Below are 16,366 nucleotides of genomic sequence, written 5' to 3' on the forward strand. Positions count from 1 at the left end.
ATCTACGCTGGGGCTCGATGGCGACCCGCGCCGACCCGCAGCCCGCACCCATCGCGACCGAGTCGCGCGACGAGCCCACGCTTGCGCCACCCGAGAAGCCCCGCTTCTTCTACGGATGGGTGATGGCCGGCGTCTGCACGGTGGCCTTCATCGCCACCGCCCCGGGCCAGACGCTCATCGTCAGCCAGTTCAACGAATCGTTCACCACGTCGCTCGGGCTCTCGGCCACGATGCTGAGCACCGCCTACCTCGTGGGCACGGTGCTGGCGGCGTCTCCGCTCGTGCTGGTGGGCCGTGCGTCGGATCGAATCGGGCCGCGGCGGGTGATGCTGGCCGTCGCCGTGCTCTTCGGCCTGGCGTGCGTCTTCGCGGGCCAGGCACGGGGGGTGGTGATGCTCACCGTTGCCTTCTTCCTGCTGCGGTTCCTGGGCCAGGGCTCGCTCGCGCTGACGAGTGGACACGCGCTCGCGCTGTGGTTCGAGCGCAGGCTCGGCACCGTCAACGCGATGAAGCTGGTGGGCACCCAGCTGGGCTTCGCCGCCTTCGCGCCACTGGCGGCCTTCCTCATCGCCGAGGTCGGCTGGCGGACGGCGTACGCGCTGCTCGGCCTGCTGGTATGGATCCTCGTGCTGCCGATGGGCCTGCTGCTCTCGCGGGACCACCCAGAGCAGATGGGCCAGCGGATCGACGGCGATCCGCCGCACGCCAGCGAAGACTCGGGCGGCGAAGCGGGCGATGAAATGGGCGATAAGCCAAGGTCCGAGCCGAGGTACGACCCGGCCTTCACGCTGCGGGCCGCCGTCCGCACGCCGGCGTACTGGATCCTCGCGCTCAGCAGCGTGATGAATGGCCTGATCGGCACGGCGCTGATCTTCCACGCCCAGCCGATGCTCGCCGAGGCGGGTCTGGACCCCGAGGCGTCCGCGGCGCTGGTGATGGCCTGGTCCATCACGATGGCGGTCGCCGTGCTGCCCGCGGGCTGGCTGGCGGATCGCGTGCACCCGAGGATCCTGTTGTCCCTGGCGGCGCTGCTGCTGGCGGCGGCAGCGACGCTCTTCCTGTCGCTCGGGAGCGTCGCCATCGGCGTGCTCGCGATGGCCTGCTTCGGCGTGTCGCAGGCGGCCGCCACCGCCGCGGGCGTGCCCACGGTTGCGCGCTACTTCGGCCGGGCCCATCACGGCGCCATCCGCGGCTCGGTGACGCGGCTGGCCGTCGCGGGCACGGGGCTGGGCCCGATCGTGCTGGGCGTGAGCATCGACGAATTGGGCAGCTTCCGCCCGGGGATGTTGGTGTTCGTCGCCGCCTCGGTCGCGCTAGGGGCATGGTGCTCGAGGCTCGAGCGGCCGGCGCCGCCGCACGCCGCGGAGTAGCCTGCCCGATGCCCAGGCGGCTCGTCGGCGAACTGATGGACGATCCGGCGATCGACCCCGCCGCGCACGACGCGGCCCTGCGTGGGCTCGCCCGGCTCAACCGCATGAGCCGCTCGGCCGCCATGCTGTGGCCCCACGTTCGTCGCGAGGCGGCCGCGCTCGATCGTCCGCTGCGACTCCTCGATGTCGCGACGGGCAGCGGCGACGTGCCCATCGCCCTCGCCCTGCGCTCGCGGCAGGCCGGGCTCGAGGTCGAGTGCTCGGCCTGCGACGTCAGCGAGCACGCGCTCCGCCGGGCTCGCGAACGTGCAGACGCCGCCGGCATCGAGCTGCGGACCATGCCGCTGGACCTGCTCCGCGAGCCGCTGCCGGATACCGACGTCGCGGTGTGCTCGCTCTTCCTGCACCACCTGACCAACGAAGAGGCCGAGCGTGTGCTGCGAAGCATGTGCGACGCCGCCGGCAGGCTGGTGCTCGCCAACGACCTGCGGCGCGGCGCATGGGGCACGGCGCTGGCCGCCACGGTGCCCCGGATCGCCACCCGGTCGCCGGTCGTGCACGTCGATGCGCTGCGCTCGGCGCGGGCGGCGTTCTCGTTGGCAGAAGCCCGAGACCTGGTGCGGGGAATCGCGGGGCGATGGAGCGTTGCGCCGCGATTCCCCGGGCGTATGCTGCTGGCATGGAGTCCGACGCCCTGAGTGCGCGGGACAGGTGGGACGCGATCGTGGTGGGCGCCGGGCCCGCCGGCGCCCTGGCCGCGTGCCTCTTGGCCCGCGAAGGCGCATCCGTGCTGCTGGCCGAGAAGGCCCGCCGCGGCCGGCCCAAGGTCTGTGGATGCTGCCTGGGTTCGGGCGGTGCCGCCGTGCTGGACCGCGCCAACCTCGGCGGCGTGCTCCGCGATGCCGCACCGATCCGCGTGCTCCGGCTGTCGACCCGCGGCCACACGACCACGCTGCCTCTCGACGGGATGCGGGCGATCTCTCGCGAGGCGCTCGACGCACGCCTCGCCGACGCCGCGGAGAACGCGGGCGCGGTGCTCGCCTGGAATACGACGGTGGCCGCCGACGCCGAGGGCGGAGTGCGCATCACGCACGCCGGCGAAACCCGGACCGTGCGCGCCGGCGTCGTCATCAACGCCGCGGGCCTGCTGGCCCATCGCGTGGACGGCGTCCCGTTCCGCGTCCGCCGCACCAATCGCGTCGGACTCGGCACCACCACGGCCGCGCCGCGCAATGGCATCGACCCGTGCGGATCCGACCTGCGGATGATCGTCGGCGGGGACGGTTATCTGGGCGGCGTCGCGCTGCCCGACGGCCGCACGGATTGGGCGGCGGCCGTCTCGCCAGCGTGGCTGCGGCGGCACGGCTCGCCCGCCGCGCTCCTGCGTGCCATGGCCGCCCGGGCGGGCCTCGATCCGGCGAGCGTCCCGACCGGCCCCTGGCGGGGCACGCCCACGCTCACGCGGTCCCGTCCCGCGCAGTCGGGCCGCGTGCTCTCGGTGGGCGACGCGGCGGGCTACGTCGAGCCGTTCACGGGCGAGGGCATGTCGTGGGCGTTGCTCTCGGCCGAGGCCGTCGTGCCGCACGCGCTGGCGTGCCTCGAGCACGACCCCGCCGCGGCCGCGTGGTCCCGCGAGCACCGCACGCTGCTCGGCCGTGCACACCGGCGATGCCGGCGCACCGCGTTGCTCGTGCGGCGGCCTGCGCTCATCGGTGCCGGGGCTCGGCTCGCGGCCATCCGCCCCGCCGTGGCGCGCCACCTCGAGGGCGCACTCAGCACGCACGCAACCTCCACGGCCAGGAGTTCGGCGTGAGCGCGACCATCGTCGGCATCGGCCTGGCAACCCCCGGGCAGACCATCGCCCAGGATCGCGTGGCCGAGCTGATCGCACGCGCATCGGGCGCGAATGGCACGCGGGCGCGGGCGATAAGCACGCTCTACCGCAATTCGGGCGTGCGCTCACGGGGCATCGCGTCGGCGGCCTTCCACGAGGGCGACCTCGCCATCGCCCAGGCCGAGGGCACGGCCGAGCGGATGCGCCGCTACCACGAGCTCGCGCCCCCCATCGCCGCCCACGCGTGCACGACCGCGCTCGGCCGCGCCGGCGTGCGGCCAGACGGCGTCACCCATCTCATCACCGTCAGCTGCACCGGGCTGGCCTCGCCCGGGCTCGACATCGAGCTGATCCACCGGCTGGAGCTGCCAGCGAGCACCGAGCGCGTCAACGTCGGCTTCATGGGCTGCCACGGCGCGCTCAACGGCCTGCGTGTAGCGCGGGCGCTCGCGGCATCGAGCGAGCACGCGGTGGTGCTGCTGTGCTGCGCCGAGCTGTGCTCGCTGCACTTCCAGGGCGGGCAGCCCGAGGGATCCGCCGTGGCCGACGCCCTCTTTGCCGACGGTGCGGCCGCCTGCGTCGTCCGCCGCGGCGGCGACGGTCCCGCGATCGCCCACTCCGAGGCCGTCCTGCTGCCCGACAGCCTCAGCGAGATGGCCTGGGACGTCGGACCCTCGGGCTTCCTCATGACGCTCTCGCCGCGCGTCCCCGACCTGCTCAGCCGGCACGTGCCCGGCTGGGTCGATGGATTGCTCTCGGCTCGGGGCATGGCCCGCGGCGACATCGCCTCCTGGGCCATCCATCCCGGCGGGCCCAGGGTGCTGCAACGCGTCGCCGGTGCGCTCGGCCTCGACCCGTCGGCGACCGAGGCGTCGGCTGACGTGCTCGGCCAGCACGGCAACATGTCGTCGGCCACCATCCTCTTCATCATCGACAGGATGCTGCGCGCGGGCGCCCGCCTGCCCCTGCTGGCGATGGCCTTCGGCCCCGGACTGACGGGCGAAGCCGTGCTGCTCGCGGACGATGCGCGGTAGAGGCGGATCACCTAGTCCGCGTCAAGGTCCGCCGGAATCAGGATGAGCCGCACGTTGACGAACTCGTAGTCGTCCTTGTCCGAGCCCGGCCGCGCGACCGACTCGATCTCCAGCACGTTGCCACCCGCCCGCAGCAGCCGCAGCGGGACGGGGATCGACTGCTCCCCGAAGCTGCCGTCGCGGGGCGACTGCCGCAGCGTCCCCACCTCTTCGCCGTTGATCCGCAGCGGGTTGGGGGCCTGCGAGCCCTTCACGAACAGCCGCAGTTCGGCCCCCCGCACGCGCAGCCGCCGGTGCTCGGGCGTGATCTCGAAGGGCAGCTCGAGCACCAGCCCCTCGCTCCGACGCTGGAACTGGCTGTTGATGCGGCCGCTGAACTCATCGTTGCCCAGGTGGTGCACCTCGGGCTGGCGTTCGAGCACCACCACGTACGGATCGATGGGCTCGAGGCGGAACACGAGCCTTCGCTCGAGCTCGACGTCCCGTTGCGAGACGTTGAGCGCCCCGGGCGTGTATCCGGGCGCCGATGCCGTCACCGCCGCGTTGTCGGGGATGTCGTCGAAGGCCAACTCGAAGCCGCCCCGGTCGTCGGTCCGCATGCTTGCGTCGGCGACGCCCTCCAGGTCCAGCCGCACGAGTGCGCCGGCGATCGGCTCGTCGTCCGAGGCATCGAGCACCACGCCGATGAGCGCGTAGCGATGCTCGATCGCCTCGGGCAGCGACAGGTCGAGGTCGCCGAAGCGCATCGCCGCGGGCGGCGCGATTCCCGCGAGCACGTCGCTCGCGACGTCGGGCGTGGCCTCGGACGAGGCGTGCGACCACTCGTCCATCTCGTCCGCCGTTGCGCCCGCCGCGGGCCGGACGCGGTCCAGCGATGCGGTCGAGCCACCGGTGAGGGGTCGATCCGGCAGGAGGTCCAGGGATGCCATCGCGTCGGCGGGCGACCAGTCGGCCTCCGCGATCGATGCGTCGGCGTCGGCGGCATCTGGCACGCCCAGTGCAATCTCAAAGTCGCCCAGCGGCGGCGGGGGCAGATCGGCGGAGGCCATCGGCCAAGCCGCCATCGTGCTCGCCTCCTGGACGGAGCGTTCCGCCTCGAGCGCCCCGGCACGAACTCCCGCCGACGCCGCGTCGAGCCGCGCGATCCGGGGACCCGCCTGGGCGACAGATGCCACGTCCGGCCGTGCAGCCACGGCGCCGCGATCGACAGACGGCGCATCGATGGCCGGCTCGGCCGCCGACGCCACCGCAGACGGATCTCCGGGCAGCGCGAGGTCGACGCCAATGGGCGCCAGGCCGGCCGCATCGGGGAGATCGCGTGCGTCCGCTCGGGCATGAGCAGATGCGCCGTCAGCGTCCCGTGTCGCAGGACCGGCGGCGGCAAGGGGCATGGTTAGTGTCGATCCTGCATCCGCCGCGGCGATCTGCACCGGTTGCGTCGCGCCGCCGTCCGCCGCCGCCCGCGCCGGGGCGACGGCATCCGTGGCAGATGGCCGCTCGCCGGCGCGCAGCGCGGGCTCGGATGCGTCCGACGCCGCCGGCGCGGACGACTCGGGCAGCGACAGGCTCTCGGTCGCACCGGCCGGGGCGGGCACGTCGTCGCCGAGCGCCGCGACCGAGACGGCCGACGACGGCGACGACGACGCGTCCATCGCGGATCGCGTGGGCGCCAGCTCGCCGGAGGGCCCGGCCATCGCCGCCGCCTCCAGCACGGCCGCACTCGCCGCCACGGGACTTGGCACCGACGGCGCGGCGGCGGCGGGCACGCTGGCCTGCTGCAGGGCGGCCGCTTCCGCGCCCGGTCGCAGCTGGTCGGCCGCCGCCTGCCGCACCGCCGAGGAGGACAGCGCCACGCGGACGCCCGCCTCGTCGCCCGCGAGGTCGCCCACCGTCGGCGGCACCGTGAGCGCCGCCAGCAGCGCCATGATGCCGCCGTGAATCAAGAGCGACAGCAGCACGCACTTGGCCATCAGCCCCAGCGTCGCGAGTCGTCCCTGCCAGCGTGCGGTCGTCGCCAGACGCCGCAGCAACGCGAGCAGCAGCACGAGCGCCAGCGCCAGCAGGATCCACGGCAGCAGGCCCAGCAGATCGGCCCGCGACTCGACGCGTGCGAGGTAGACCTCCCGCGATACGGCTCGCCGCAGCGCGAGCGCGTCGCCCTCCGCCGATGCGAACAGCACCGCGAAGCCCTCGAGGGCCAGCACCGGCGAACGCTCGTTCCGCGACGAGTTGATCGACGCGCCCAGGTTCTGCACGGCACCGACGGCGAACGCCGCGCCATCGCCGCTCCGCCGCGCGCGGTACAGGTCGAAGCCGCCCAGGCCCGACGCCCGGTCCGAGGCGAGGTACACGAAGTCGCCCGCCGGCGACACCGCGGGATCGCGATCGTCCGCCGCGCTCGACAGACGATCGACGCGCAGGACGCCATCCGCGTCGCCGTGCGAATAGATGTCAAATCCGGTGGGCGCTGCGCCCTCGTTCGGAGTCTCGCTCGGGCGATCCGACGCGAACAGCAGCGTCGCCGAGCCGCCCGCGGCGTGCGGATGCGGATCGGACTCGTCGTGCCGGCTGTTGATCGGCTCGGGCAGGGGCGCGGGCGGCATCCAGCCATCGCCGCCCAGCCGCGCACGCCAGAGGTCCAGCCCCCCCACGCCGCCGGGCCGATCACTCGCGAAGTAGAGCTCCTCCCCGTCCGGCGAGGTCGCCGGCGCCAGTTCGTTGTCGGGCGTGTTCAGCGCCGTGATCGGCTGGAGCGGCGACCACCGATCGCCGGCTCGGCGCGCAAAAAAGAGGTCGGTATCACCCCTGGGCGTTCGGGCGGAGGCGTACAGCGTGCCGCCATCGGGCGAGAGCGCGATGTCGATGACGGCCGCGTCCTCGAGCCCGGGCAGCGGCTCGGCAGGCCGCCAGAGCACGTCGCGGAGCGGGGCGTCGCCCGCGTCGGCCCGGATGGCGGCGTCGTCCGTGTAGAACGACCGCCGCTCGATGCCCAGCCACCAGTAGCCCGCGGCCGCGGCGCTCAGCACCGCGCCCAGCGCCAGGGCGTACAGCAGGATGCGGCGGGCCATCGGCATGCGACTCACCCCAGGGGCACGGTATCGAGGAACGGCTGCTGCACGCCGGCGGCCTTGCACACGTCCAGCACCCGCACGATGGACCCGTAGGCGATGTCCTTGTCGCCCCGCACCGACACCTTCTGGTCGGGATTGACCTCCACCGCGTCGGCCACCAGCGTGCGGAGTTCCTCGAGCGTGATCGCCTGGCCGCCCACGATGATCCGGCCCGCGCCGTCCACGTTGATGATGATCTCGCGGAGCATGGCGCTGATCGGGCCGGCGGCCTCGGCCTCGGGCAGCGCGATCTCCAGTTCACGCTCGCTCTGCTGGTAGGTCGTCGCCACCAGGAAGAAGATCAGCAGCAGGAACACCATATCGATGATCGGCGTGATCTCGATCGACGGCGCATCCTCGTCGGCCTTGTTGCGGATGAGCACGGCTACGCCCCCGCCGCCACCGCTTGGCGTGCGGGCTCGCCGTTCTCGTGCGACGCGACGTGCGGCGGTTCCGCGGCGCCGGCCGGCTCGAGCACGTGCCGCTCGACGAACTCGACGGCGGCCCGGTCCAGCTCCCGCGCCAGGCGATCGACCTTCGACGCCAGCAGGTGGTAGAACACGATGGTGGGAATCGCCACGAGCAGGCCCGCGGCCGTGGTGATCATCGCCTCGTAGATGCCGCCGGCGAGCAGCTCGGCCTTGCCCAGGCTCTCGCCCGACGACGCCACCGTCTGGAACGCGCGGATCATGCCGAAGATCGTGCCGGTCAGCCCCAGCAGCGGCGCAACGGCCGCGACGACCGTGAGCGTGCGCAGCCGCTTGCGCATGAGGTAGACCTCGTGCTCGCCCGACGACGCGAGGTGCTTCTCGACGACCTCGGGCGCGTGCCCCAGCTTCTCGATGCCCGCTGCCAGCACCCGCGCCAGCGGGCTGTCGTGCTTCGTGCAGTGCTCGAGCGCATCGCGGCGGCTGCGGGCCCGGCCCAGGATCTCGTGCAGCTTGGCCTCGAGGCCCGGCGGCACCACGCGTCGCAGCCGCAGCACCGACAGCCGCTCGGCCACCACGGCCACGACCACCAGCGAGCACAGCACGATGGGGATCATCATGATCCCGCCCTTGACGGCCAGATCGAACACCGACGGGGCGGCCGCGGCCTGGCCCGTCGCCGCGCCTACGAGCGTGGCAATCGCCTGCATCATCAGCCTCCCGATCCGCCGGGGCCCGCGATGGCGGCGAGCCGCTCGCCCGCGGCCTGGGCCCATGGGCTCTCCGCGAAGCGTTCGCGGACCGCGCGATACTGCGCCCGCGCCTCGCCGACCTTGTCCATCGATTCGAAGCAGCGGCCCGCCTCGTACAGCGCCGCGGCGCTCCACGTGGGCGAGGCGTACAGGATGTCCACACGCAGCAGCTCGCGGACGGCCTCGTCGAACTCGCCGAGCGCGAACAGGCACTCGCCGAGCTGGAACTGCGCGCGAGCGGCGGTCTCGCCGTCGTGCCGCTCGGTGACCGCCCGGTAGTGCGCGATCGCCTCGCGGTGCTCGCCGGCGTTCTCCCGGGCCCAGCCCAGGCCGAACTCCGCCCGGAACCACTGCGGGCTCTTGGCATGCCTCGACCGGTGGTCCTCGTATGCACGCCGGCTGGCCCGCCAGTCCTGGGCCGCGGCGTGCGCCTCGCCGAGGCGGAGCAGCGCCGCCTCGTGCAGGTCCCGCGAAGCCTCGTCGGCCAGCACGATTCCGAACGCGGCGGCCGCCGGCTTGCCCCGGCCCAGCGCCAGCTGGGATTCGCCCAGCACCATTGCCGCCGGGGCCTTAAGCGATCCCAGCTCGCAGCGGGGTTCGTCGAGCAGCGCGACCACGCGGCGGTGATCGCCCAGCTGGTACTCGCACCACGCCAGCTTGTAGAGGATCGACGGGCACAACTCGGCGTCGAGGGCGTCGTGCGTCAGCGCCCCGCGGAGCGTCTCGGCGGCGGCATCGAACTGCTTGGCGTCGATCAGCATGTCGGCCAGGTCGAGCGCGGCCCGCCCGCCGATGGCGTCGCCCCGCCCGGCCAGCCGCTCGAACAGCCGTCGCGCGCCCGCGTCCTCGCCCGTGGCCCGCAGGCTGCCGCCCAGCTCGTAGAAGTACAGCTCGCCCACGTCGCTCTCGACGGCCGGCGCGTCGTGGCCCCGGGCCAGCTCGATGGCGTCCCCGTGCGCACCCAGGCGAGCGAGCGCGATCACCCGCCAGGTCGTCGCCTCGCCGTCGAGGCCCTCGAGCAAGCCGGCCGCCGCACGTGGATCGCCGGCGTCGAGCAGCGCGCGGGCCCGCTCGACCGCGAACGACCGCGCGAAGCCCGCGTCGCCCGACGCCGCCGCACGCTCGTACAGGTCGGCGGCCTCCGCCGGATCGCCCGCGCGGGCGGCGATCCCCGCGAGGTGCCGCAGGGCGTACGGCTCGAACTTCGAGCCCTCGTGCTCGTCGAGCAACCCCCGCAGCGCCGCCCGGGCGCTGGTGTCGTCGCCCAGGGCCAGGTGCGCCTGGGCCACCTCGAATCGGGCGTGTGCCCCGTGCACGCCGCCGGCGTGGTCCTCGAGCACCCGCCCGAAGTCGCCGAGCGCTTCCCGGGGCCGCTCGCTCCGCGCGTACGCAAGGCCGCGCTTCATCAGGGCGTCGCCGGCGGACTCGTCCCCATCATCCGCGGAATCGAGGTAGCCATCGAAGGCCTCGATCGCCGCGTCCCAGTCGCCCCGTTCGAAGGCGATCTCGCCCCGCGCGAGCAGGGCCGGCAGGAAGGCCTCGTCCGCATCGCCGCCCGACGCCACGCGGGCAAGATACGTCTCGGCCTCGTCGGCGCGACCGAGCTCCCGCAGGCTCAGTCCGAGCCGATAGCTCGCGCGGCGGCCCAGCTCACCGTCTTCGTCGGCCAGCGGTTGCAGCACGCCGGCGGCGCGCTCGTGGTCGCCCTGCCGGAAGAGGGCCTCGCCCAGCACGAAGCCCGCCTGCCCCGCCAATGGGTGGTCGCCGTGCGCGCGGACGAAGGCCTCGGCGTGCGACGCCGCCCGATCGATGCGGCCTTCGGCCAGCGCGAGCGACGCCATCGCGTACAGCGCGTCGGGCGCCATCGCGTGGTCGGGGTGGGCCCGGCGGAACCGATCGAACGCCCGCGTCGCGTCGTCCCCCCGGCCCGACCGCTCGAGCGCGACGCCCAGGTCGTATCGCGCCTCGGCGATCAGGTTGCTCTCGTCGAAGGCGTCCGCGAACTCAGCCAGCCGCTGCGCCGCGTCGTCGGCGCGGCCCCGGCGGAGGTCGGCCTTGGCCCGCCAGTAGTCGATGTCGTCGGCGAGGTCCGTGGTGGCGTCCCGCGCCGCACGCCGCAGGGCCTGGGCGGCCTCGTCGGCATCGCCCATCTCGAGCAGCGCAAGGCCCAGCTCGTACTGCACCCGCGATCGGCGGTAGCCGCCCTCGCGCTCGGACAACGTCCGCAGGATCTCGGTCGATTCCGCCGGCCGCCCGGCCGAGCGCAGCAGACCGCCAAGCCCGAGCAGCGCCTCGGGCGTCGTCCGCTCGCCACCGCGACGGATGGCCCGCTCGAATGCGGCGATGGCGTCGTCGGTACGGCCGGCATCGCGGAGGGCATAGGCCTGCCGCACGCGCGCCAGGTCGCCGATCTCGTCGCGGCCGCGCGGGGGCTGGGCGGCCTCGAAGTAGCCGGCCGCCCGGGCGTGGTCGGCCGGGGTGCGCGCGACCGCTTGCTGCGCTAGCCCGGCAAAGAATGACGCCCGCCTGCGCAGGGCCGCATCGCCGTCGTCGCGCGAGAGCCGGCCCGCGGCATCGTCGTAGGCCTCCACCGCTGGCCAATGCCGTCCGGCGCGGTGCAGGCTCTCGACGCGGAGCGACGCGATGCTCGCCCACGAGCCGTGGCCCTCGTGCCGCAGCGCGTCGCCCGCCGCCTCGGCGGCGTCGGCATACCGCTTCATGCGGAAGAGCACGTGCACGCGGAGCACGTCGGCGTCGGCCCGGAACTCGAATCGTCGCGGCCGCTCGATGGCCTCCAGTGCGCGGAGCGCCGGCTCGTCGCGGCCCAGGCGATAGCTCGCCACCGCGAGCCCATAGCGGGCCTGGTCGCGGTCGCCCGGATCCCCCAGGCTCCGCAGGGCGGCCTCGTACTCGGCCGACGCCTCGGCGTGCAACCCCCGCTGCAGCAACGCGTTGGCGGTGCGCAGGGCGCGATCGCCCGCGGACGGCTGCCCGAGGACGCGGTGCGGCGATGCGAGCAGGACCAGAACGACCGCCAGGATCGCGCGCATGCCGTCTCTCCACCGGGCCGTAGACGCGCGGCCGCGCACGGCGGTCCCTGGGTCCGGCCACCTCCGTGAGGCCGGGCTTCCCCATACGGAGTTGTTGGGGCCCCGCGGCCGTCGCGCTTCACCGAATCGGCATCGAATCGCCAAGAAAATTGCCCGCCGCCCGGCCAGCACCCGGACACCGTCGCGACCAAAGGGCAAGCCCCCGCGATCCTGGCTTCAGGGCGGATCGGCCCCAAGAATCACCTCCTGGTGGCGACGGACCGCCGGCGAGAGATTGCGCCCGGGCGCAGCGAGGCGGGGGTGTAGCTCAGTTGGTAGAGCAGCGGACTTTTAATCCGCGGGTCCAGGGTTCGAGTCCCTGCGCCCCTATTGGATGCCGAATGCCGATGCCGCCGCCCCACCCGGAGGTTGCGTGGTAGTCGCATCATCGAACACCGACGTGGCCTGCCTGCACGCCGTCTGGGCGGGCGGCACGCTGCGGCTCTGGGCCGAATCGGCCCTGGCCGGGCCCGACGCCCGCTGGCTGGCCGGCGAGGACCTGCTCCGCACCATCGCCGACGCTGCCGGCCTCCGCGAGCCGCGCCTGGAGGAGGTCGACCTGCGGCTGCCGGGGTCGGCGGCCCGCCCGAGCGCCGTGCTGGCCAGGTCGGCGGGCATCGTCCTGCCCGACGACGAGGACGCCGCCGCGCTCTCGGAGGTGCGGACCGTCTGCATCTGCATCGAGGCGGCCGACGTGTCGCGGACCCTCGACGCCATCGATGACGCCGCGGGCGACGACGAGCGGATGCGGATCGATGCCGGCGGCGTGCAGCGCACGCTGCTGGTCGCCTCGTCCGTGCGGTTCTACCAGACGGCCCTCTCCTACGTCCGCCAACTGGTCGTGCAGCAGCGGTTCGTGCCCTCGATGCGACAGCATCCGGGCGGCGCGCTGCTGGGCAGCTGGCAGCCCTGGCTGGCCGACGAGGCCACGGGCCACGCGACGGCCGAGCTGCTCCGGGCCATGCCCGCCGCCGCCCGCGCTGGTGCCGACGAGCACGAGCACGACGCCTGGAGGGTGCTCAGCGACTTCCTGTCGGGCGTGCTCGACGCCGAGACCCGCCGCGCTTTCGTGCACGAGAAGCTGGGCGAGGCCGTCGAGGGCAAGGCGGCGGGCGACGACGAGCATGTGGCCTGGCTCACGGGGCTGCTCGACGGGGCGGCCGAGGCCGAGATCGCCCCGGGCGCGCGGAGCGACGCCGCCCGTGGGGTCCGCCGCTGGCTTGCGCGGCTCGAGGAGAAGGGCGCCAGCGCCCACTGGCGGCTGTGCCTCAAGCTCTTCGAACCCCAGGACGCCGGCGAGCTGCCCGACCTGGAGGCCCCACCCACCGACGTCCGCTGGCCGCTGACCTTCCACCTGCGTGCGGTCGGCACCGAGAACGTCGAAGTCGAGGCCGCCGAGGTCTGGAGCCTCACCGGCCAGAGCATCACCATCGAGGGCCGCCAGCTCGACGAGCCGCACCAGCTGCTGCTCAGCGAGCTAGGCCGCGCCGCGCGGCTGTACGACAAGCTCGATGGCGCGCTCCGCGAGAGCGAGCCTACCGAGATCGGCCTGACCACCAAGCAGGCCTACCAGTTCCTTCGCGATACCAAGCCGATCCTGGAGGAGCAGGGCATCGGCGTCGAGGCCCCGCCGTGGTGGGACTCGCCCACAATCCGCGTCGGCGCGACGCTGCGGCTCGACAGCGACCCGCTCGAGGAGATGGGCCTGGCGGGCGGCGGCGCGGGATCGCCGCACAACGCCCAGGCGCAGCTCGGCCTGCAGACGCTCGTGCGGTACAGCTGGGAGATCTCGCTAGGCGGGCTGAAGCTGACCCTCGGCGAGTTCGAGAAGCTCGCCAAGACCGGCTCGCCGCTGGTCCGCGTCGGCGGCCAGTGGGCGGAGGTCCGGGCAGAGGACGTCCGAGCCGCGGCCAAGTTCATCCGGGAGCACCCCGGCGGCGAGATGACCGTGCTCGAGGCCATCCGCATGGCGCACGGCTCCCTCGAGGACGACGAGGGCCTGCCCATCGTCGGCATCGAGACCAGCGGCTGGCTGGGCGCTGTCTTCGGCAGCAGCGAGGAGGCCGAGAAGCTCCCCGACGTCGAGACGCCGCCGACCTTCCACGGCGAGTTGCGGCCCTACCAGCTCCGCGGGGTGTCGTGGCTGGCGTTCCTGGAGCGCTTCGGCTTCGGCGCCTGCCTAGCCGACGACATGGGCCTGGGCAAGACCATACAGGTGCTGGCGCTGCTGGCCCGCGAGCGGCACCTGCACGCCAACAGCGAGGCCGCCGCGGCGCCCATGCCGCCGACGCTCATCGTCGTGCCCATGAGCGTGCTGGGCAACTGGGAGCACGAGTCCAACCGCTTCTGCCCCAGCCTCCGCGTGCTGGTGCACCACGGCGCCGATCGCCTCGCGGGCGAGGGCTTCATCGACGCGGCCTCGGGCGTCGACCTGGTGCTGACCACCTACGCCCTGGCGCATCGCGACCAGGACCTGCTCTCGAAGATGCCCTGGCGCCGCTTGGTCCTCGACGAGGCCCAGTTCATCAAGAACCCCGCGGCCAAGCAGGCCCAGGCCGTCCGCCAGCTCAACGCCGACCACCGCCTGGCGCTCACGGGCACGCCCGTCGAGAACCGCCTCAGCGAGCTGTGGTCGATCATCGACTTCACCAATCCCGGCTACCTGGGCACGATGCACTCCTTCCGGCGGCGCTTCAGCGTGCCGATCGAGCGGTACCGCGACCGGGGCCGACGCGAGCAGCTCCGCCGGCTGGTCCGGCCCTTCATCCTGCGACGCCTCAAGACCGACGAGGGCGTGGCGGGCGATCTGCCCCAGAAGGTCGAGAGCCGCGAGTACTGCCACCTCACCACAGAGCAGGCCCAGCTCTACGAGACCACCGTCAACCGCATGCTGCGGGACATCGACCAAGTGGAGGGCATGCACCGCCGCGGCATGGTGCTGTCCACGCTCATCCGCCTCAAGCAGATCTGCAACCATCCCGCGCAGCTGCTCAAGGACCACGACTTCGGCGCGCCCGGCGCACCGGACCCCAGCCGCAGCGGCAAGTGCGTCCGGCTGTGCGAGATGCTGCGCGAGGCCGTCGATGGCGGCGACCAGGCGCTGGTCTTCACGCAGTTCCGACAGATGGGAAAGCTGCTGGTATCCATACTCCAGCAGGCGCTGGGCAAGGAGGTGCTCTTCCTGCACGGCGGCACCACGCAGACCCAGCGGCAGGCCCTCGTCAAGCGCTTCCAGAAGGCCGACGGCACCGCACCCGTACTCATCCTCAGCCTCAAGGCCGGCGGCGTGGGCCTCAACCTCACCGCCGCCACGCACGTCTTCCACTTCGACCGATGGTGGAACCCCGCCGTCGAGAACCAGGCGACCGACCGGGCCTACCGCATCGGCCAGACCCGCCGCGTGCAGGTGCACAAGTTCGTGGTCCGAGGCACGCTGGAGGAACGCATCGACGCGATGATCGAGCAGAAGACCGAGCTGGCCGAGCAGATCGTCGGCGCGGGCGAGCGTTGGCTCACCGAGCTCGATACCGGCCAGCTCCGAGACCTGCTGACCCTCCGCGGCAACGCCGTGGGCGATGACGAGGCGGCGTGATGGCCGGCGACGCCCGCGACTCCGAATCGCAGAAGGTGCCCGCCGACGGCGCCCGGCCCAAGCCCAGCGCCCAGGCCGACCCTGCCATCGAGAAGATGCGGGCGAGCCTGACCCAGCCCGGCGCACCGCTTCGACCGCACCCCAAGCCGCTGCCCACCAAGCCCCGCCGCGTCTCGGGCGGGCTGCGGCTCAAGCGCAAGGAGGACCAGCCGCTCGAGACCATCCCCGAGCGGCGGCTGATGCGGCTGCTCGAGCTGAGCGCTAGCCCCGCGGTCATCGAGGAGGGCCTCGCCTACGCGCGGGGTGGGCAGACGCGTTCGCTCGAGGTCGAGCCGGGCCGCGTGCGGGCGTCCGTGCAGGGCCGGCGGCACCGGGCGTACGAGATCACGCTCGAGCTCGAGCCCTTCACCGCCGAGCAATGGGACGACGTGGCCGATCAGCTCAATGAGCAGCCCCGCATCGCGGCGGACATCCTTGCCGGCGGGCTGCCCGCCGACGTCGAGGAGGTCTTCCAGCCGCTGGGGCTCGCGTTGCTGCCGTCCTCGCCCGACGAGGTCCGTGTCCGGACGACCTGCCCCGACCACCCCGAGGACGGCAGCCGCTGGGGCAAGCACGCGTGCTGCGTCGTCGCCCTGCTGGGCGAGCGGATCGCGGCCGACCCGATCATCGCCTTCAAGCTCCGCGGGCTGCCCGACAACGACCTAGCCGAACGCATGAGCCACCGCCGGCTGGTGACCGCGGGCGGGCTGCTGCCCAAGCCGATCTACCAGCCTCGCGTCGAGGGCGCGAGCGATACGCCCGGCCCCACGCTCGAGGACGCCATCGAGGGCTTCTGGGATAGCCCGGTCGACCTCGACGATCTGGATCTGAGCGTCGAGCCACCAGCGGTGCCCACGCCGCTGCTGCGTCGACTCGGACCCAGCCCGTTCACCGACGCGAAGTTCCCCCTCGTGGGCCTGCTCGCGACGTGCTACGAGGTCGCCCGCAGCCGGCTGCTCCGCGAGGAGCGCGGCGAGGACGAGGACGATGCCGAGCCGGTAAAGGTCGAGCCCGACGAGGACGCCGCGCCCCGCCGCCCGAAGACCGCGGCGGAGCGGGCCGAGGCGCTCAAGGCCAAGATGGCCGCCAAGGCCAAGGCCCGCAAGAAGTAGCCACGC

10 protein-coding genes and 1 tRNA gene are annotated in these 16,366 nt (G+C 73.4%); 7 read left to right on the forward strand and 4 right to left on the reverse strand.

Translation table 11 applies throughout. The features are described 5' to 3' along the window. Positions 1 to 17 precede the first annotated feature (17 nt). From AAFX79_11660 to AAFX79_11675, 4 genes are read left to right on the forward strand one after another with little or no spacing between them, the layout of a single operon-like run. Positions 18 to 1,370: an MFS transporter gene (locus AAFX79_11660; protein ID MEO1009213.1), complete on the forward strand. Its 1,353-nt coding sequence runs from the start codon at positions 18 to 20 to the stop codon at positions 1,368 to 1,370. 8 nt (positions 1,371 to 1,378) lie between these two features. Next, entirely contained in the window at positions 1,379 to 2,068 is a 690-nt protein-coding gene (locus AAFX79_11665) for a methyltransferase domain-containing protein (GenBank protein ID MEO1009214.1), read from the forward strand. After that, on the forward strand, positions 2,050 to 3,183 hold the full coding sequence (locus AAFX79_11670; protein MEO1009215.1) for an FAD-dependent monooxygenase: 1,134 nt from the start codon (positions 2,050 to 2,052) through the stop codon (positions 3,181 to 3,183). Before AAFX79_11665 ends, AAFX79_11670 begins: the two co-directional genes overlap by 19 nt. After that, positions 3,180 to 4,238 carry a type III polyketide synthase gene (locus AAFX79_11675; protein MEO1009216.1) on the forward strand — a complete coding sequence of 353 codons (1,059 nt, stop codon included), beginning with the start codon at positions 3,180 to 3,182 and terminating at the stop codon, positions 4,236 to 4,238. The genes AAFX79_11670 and AAFX79_11675 overlap by 4 nt, the downstream gene beginning before the upstream one ends. Positions 4,239 to 4,249: 11 nt before the next feature. Here the strand turns inward: AAFX79_11675 and AAFX79_11680 are convergent, their stop codons facing one another. The 4 genes from AAFX79_11680 to AAFX79_11695 are packed head-to-tail and all read right to left on the reverse strand — an operon-like array spanning position 4,250 to position 11,578. Beyond that, positions 4,250 to 7,321: a hypothetical protein gene (locus AAFX79_11680; GenBank protein ID MEO1009217.1), complete on the reverse strand. Its 3,072-nt coding sequence runs from the start codon at positions 7,319 to 7,321 to the stop codon at positions 4,250 to 4,252. Continuing rightward, positions 7,318 to 7,731 carry a biopolymer transporter ExbD gene (locus AAFX79_11685; GenBank protein MEO1009218.1) on the reverse strand — a complete coding sequence of 138 codons (414 nt, stop codon included), beginning with the start codon at positions 7,729 to 7,731 and terminating at the stop codon, positions 7,318 to 7,320. The genes AAFX79_11680 and AAFX79_11685 overlap by 4 nt, the downstream gene beginning before the upstream one ends. A 2-nt stretch (positions 7,732 to 7,733) precedes the next feature. Continuing rightward, positions 7,734 to 8,489 carry a MotA/TolQ/ExbB proton channel family protein gene (locus AAFX79_11690; GenBank protein ID MEO1009219.1) on the reverse strand — a complete coding sequence of 252 codons (756 nt, stop codon included), beginning with the start codon at positions 8,487 to 8,489 and terminating at the stop codon, positions 7,734 to 7,736. After that, positions 8,489 to 11,578 (reverse strand): tetratricopeptide repeat protein, encoded by a 3,090-nt coding sequence (locus tag AAFX79_11695; GenBank protein MEO1009220.1) that lies wholly within the window; start codon positions 11,576 to 11,578, stop codon positions 8,489 to 8,491. Before AAFX79_11695 ends, AAFX79_11690 begins: the two co-directional genes overlap by 1 nt. A gap of 296 nt (positions 11,579 to 11,874) precedes the next feature. Here AAFX79_11695 and AAFX79_11700 point away from each other — a divergent pair. The 3 genes from AAFX79_11700 to AAFX79_11710 all read left to right on the forward strand — a co-directional run bounded on the left by AAFX79_11700 (position 11,875) and on the right by AAFX79_11710 (position 16,360). Then, a tRNA-Lys gene (locus AAFX79_11700) sits at positions 11,875 to 11,947 on the forward strand. 43 nt (positions 11,948 to 11,990) lie between these two features. Beyond that, positions 11,991 to 15,209 (forward strand): DEAD/DEAH box helicase, encoded by a 3,219-nt coding sequence (locus AAFX79_11705; GenBank protein ID MEO1009221.1) that lies wholly within the window; start codon positions 11,991 to 11,993, stop codon positions 15,207 to 15,209. Then, positions 15,209 to 16,360, forward strand: a complete 1,152-nt coding sequence (locus tag AAFX79_11710) for a hypothetical protein (GenBank protein ID MEO1009222.1) — start codon at positions 15,209 to 15,211, stop codon at positions 16,358 to 16,360. Before AAFX79_11705 ends, AAFX79_11710 begins: the two co-directional genes overlap by 1 nt. Positions 16,361 to 16,366: the final 6 nt, after the last annotated feature.

The sequence above is a fragment of the Planctomycetota bacterium genome (assembly GCA_039819165.1).
Classification (GTDB): domain Bacteria; phylum Planctomycetota; class Phycisphaerae; order Phycisphaerales; family UBA1924; genus JAHCJI01.